The organism is Hallella colorans, assembly GCF_003096815.1.
In the GTDB taxonomy this organism is placed as follows: Bacteria; Bacteroidota; Bacteroidia; order Bacteroidales; family Bacteroidaceae; genus Prevotella; species Prevotella colorans.
On record NZ_QENY01000050.1, the window covers coordinates 1 to 2,215 of the forward strand.

General features: G+C 45.7%; 3 protein-coding genes. 1 reads left to right on the top strand and 2 read right to left on the bottom strand.

The genetic code is table 11. The features are described 5' to 3' along the window. The first annotated feature begins 50 nt into the window (after window positions 1-50). Window positions 51-458 (top strand): hypothetical protein, encoded by a 408-nt coding sequence (locus C7379_RS12820; protein WP_165815078.1) that lies wholly within the window; start codon window positions 51-53, stop codon window positions 456-458. On the opposite strand, the gene C7379_RS12495 is transcribed toward C7379_RS12820, so the two are convergent. Both C7379_RS12495 and C7379_RS12500 read right to left on the bottom strand, forming a co-directional pair. After that, window positions 412-879 carry a DUF1896 domain-containing protein gene (locus C7379_RS12495; RefSeq protein WP_116617551.1) on the bottom strand — a complete coding sequence of 156 codons (468 nt, stop codon included), beginning with the start codon at window positions 877-879 and terminating at the stop codon, window positions 412-414. The two genes, C7379_RS12820 and C7379_RS12495, sit on opposite strands and share 47 nt — an antisense overlap. A gap of 52 nt (window positions 880-931) precedes the next feature. Then, window positions 932-2,200: a site-specific integrase gene (locus C7379_RS12500; protein ID WP_116617550.1), complete on the bottom strand. Its 1,269-nt coding sequence runs from the start codon at window positions 2,198-2,200 to the stop codon at window positions 932-934. Window positions 2,201-2,215 lie beyond the last annotated feature (15 nt).

Below are 2,215 nucleotides of genomic sequence, written 5' to 3' on the forward strand. Positions count from 1 at the left end.
TTTTGACGATATATAGTTTTGACAACAGATAGTCATGACAACAGATAGTCATGACAACAGATAGTCATGACAATAAATTGTACAAACAACAGATAGTCCGTATTATCGTCAGTCCTATCTATTGTTGGCTGTTACGCCTTGCGTCCAAAGAGCCTGAGTATGCCGTATTCTTGTCGTGCCTATACTCTCTTACGGCAGCCCTGCCCTGCAAGGTTGGGAGAGATGAATACGACCGCACGAATATTGAAAATGGCAATACAAACTTGAAAAGAAAAATCCTGCGGTGGAGATTCTTCTCTCCATCCGCAGGACTTGACCTTGTCAGGGCAGATTGGCTGCCGTTGTACCTTTGCACGATAAGAAACGGCATCAGGGACTTTGCGTGTGCCTTTGCTTACAACGCCTTTGGGCTTACCTCTCCGTCTGACCGATTATTGGCAAATGATTGCTCTTGGTAAGCAGCACTATCGTGCCTGTGAGTTCGGTGTAAAGACGGTCGTATTGTCCGCTTGCGGCAAATGCGTCCGTCAGTTCGTACCCAGCGAATGTGGCTTGAACAGCCTTGTTCGCCAACAATAAAAGTGAAAGCCTCTCGGGGAGCGGTGCAGGCAGTTCCCTTTCAAACTCGTTTTCCAATACAGATACAAGCGTGTCATACTTGGAAAAATGCAAGCCATAATACAAAACCTCGCTTGCCATGCTCTCCGCTTCGGGGTACTTAAAACCTTGCGCCACGGCATCGCAGTAAGCTGTGAGAGCCATATCTGCCCGTGCAGTGATAAACTCCGTATCTTGCAATCTTTCGGGGTGATGCTCACTCATGTAACTTCTTAATTTCAATCGAAAGTAAGAAAGTTCCTGTTTGTTGTTCTGTTTCATAATCATTTGAGGTTCAATCGTGAATAATAAATGTTTGGTAATTACTTCCTTTTTATGCTTGTTGCAATGGAACGTTCTGCCGTGCTATAGACTCACAATAACCCTCAAACATAGTATGCTCCCTGTCTGTGAGTGCAGTCATATCCTCCTGTATCTTGTGGTCGGTTATCTTTCCGTAGATTTGTGTCGTACCTATATTGCTGTGTCCGAGTATCTTGCTGAGCGTTTCCATCGAAATACCATTGGATAGGCATATCGTGGTTGAGAATGTGTGGCGAGCCATGTGAAAGGTCAAGCCCTTATCTATCCGGCATATCTGCCCGATGTTCACACACGCAAAGGATGCTTTCCTTATTGTGAGATTGGGAAATATCAAGTCGTCCGCTTTCTTGTCCTTGATATAGAGCGAAAGGATTTGTTTGGCAATAGGCAGGAGCGGAATAATCGCCTCTACATCCGTTTTCTGCCTTTTGATGCGTATTTCCTCCGTGCCGTCAGCATTATGGGTGATATGCTTCGGTTTGAGCCGTTGCATATCCACACGAGCCAAACCGGTGAAGGCGCAGAAAATGAAGAGTTGCCTTGCTCGCTCGAACTGTTTGTCAATGATGGGCGTTTGCAATACTCGTTGCAGCTCCTCCGTAGTGAGATAACGCCTTGTGCGGTGTGGAAGTTCTGCTTTGTAGTCTGCAAACGGATCAATGCGGATATACTTCTTCTGCTGACCTATGCCGATGAGTTTTCTAAGGAAGATGACCACTACCTGAATTGTGGCAAGAGAGAGGTTGCGTTCTGATTTGAGATAGAAGTCCATTCCCTCAATAAAGCCATAGTCCAACAGGGAGTAGCGAATATCCTCCAGCCCTAAGCGTTCACGCAGATAAGCCTCTATGAGTTGTGTGGCGTAGATGTAATTAGCAAAGGTAGGCTTGGCAATCGTCAGTCCTACGCATGGACGCTTTTCCTCAATAAATAGTCGGGCTTCCTCCAAAAGAAAGCCTTTGGGATTGTCCTCTTCCATGAGTTCACGTTTCAACAACTCGGCAGTGATATAGCCACGTTGCCAAACTAATTCTTGGTATTTGCCTTTGGCTTGTTCCTCTTTGGTTTGCAAGTAGCGGTTGATTTCCTTTGTTTCTTCACCTGTTCCCTTGCACCGTCCCTTATGGCTGTCCCAAAGTTCAGGAGCAATCTCCTTGCCCGTGCTGTATTGTACTTGTTCTCCGTCTATGGTGATACGCCCCATAATTGGGCAGCTGCCGTTCTTTTTCTCTTTGGAGCGATTGATATAAAAGAGTGTCTTGAATGTACTTCGTGCCATAATGTCAAAGTTTTA

Coding starts and splice junctions, on each gene's coding strand:
- C7379_RS12820 (WP_165815078.1), top strand. CDS start 51: ATGACAACAGATAGTCATGACAATAAATTGTACAAACAACAGATAGTC.
- C7379_RS12495 (WP_116617551.1), bottom strand. CDS start 879: ATGAAACAGAACAACAAACAGGAACTTTCTTACTTTCGATTGAAATTA.
- C7379_RS12500 (WP_116617550.1), bottom strand. CDS start 2,200: ATGGCACGAAGTACATTCAAGACACTCTTTTATATCAATCGCTCCAAA.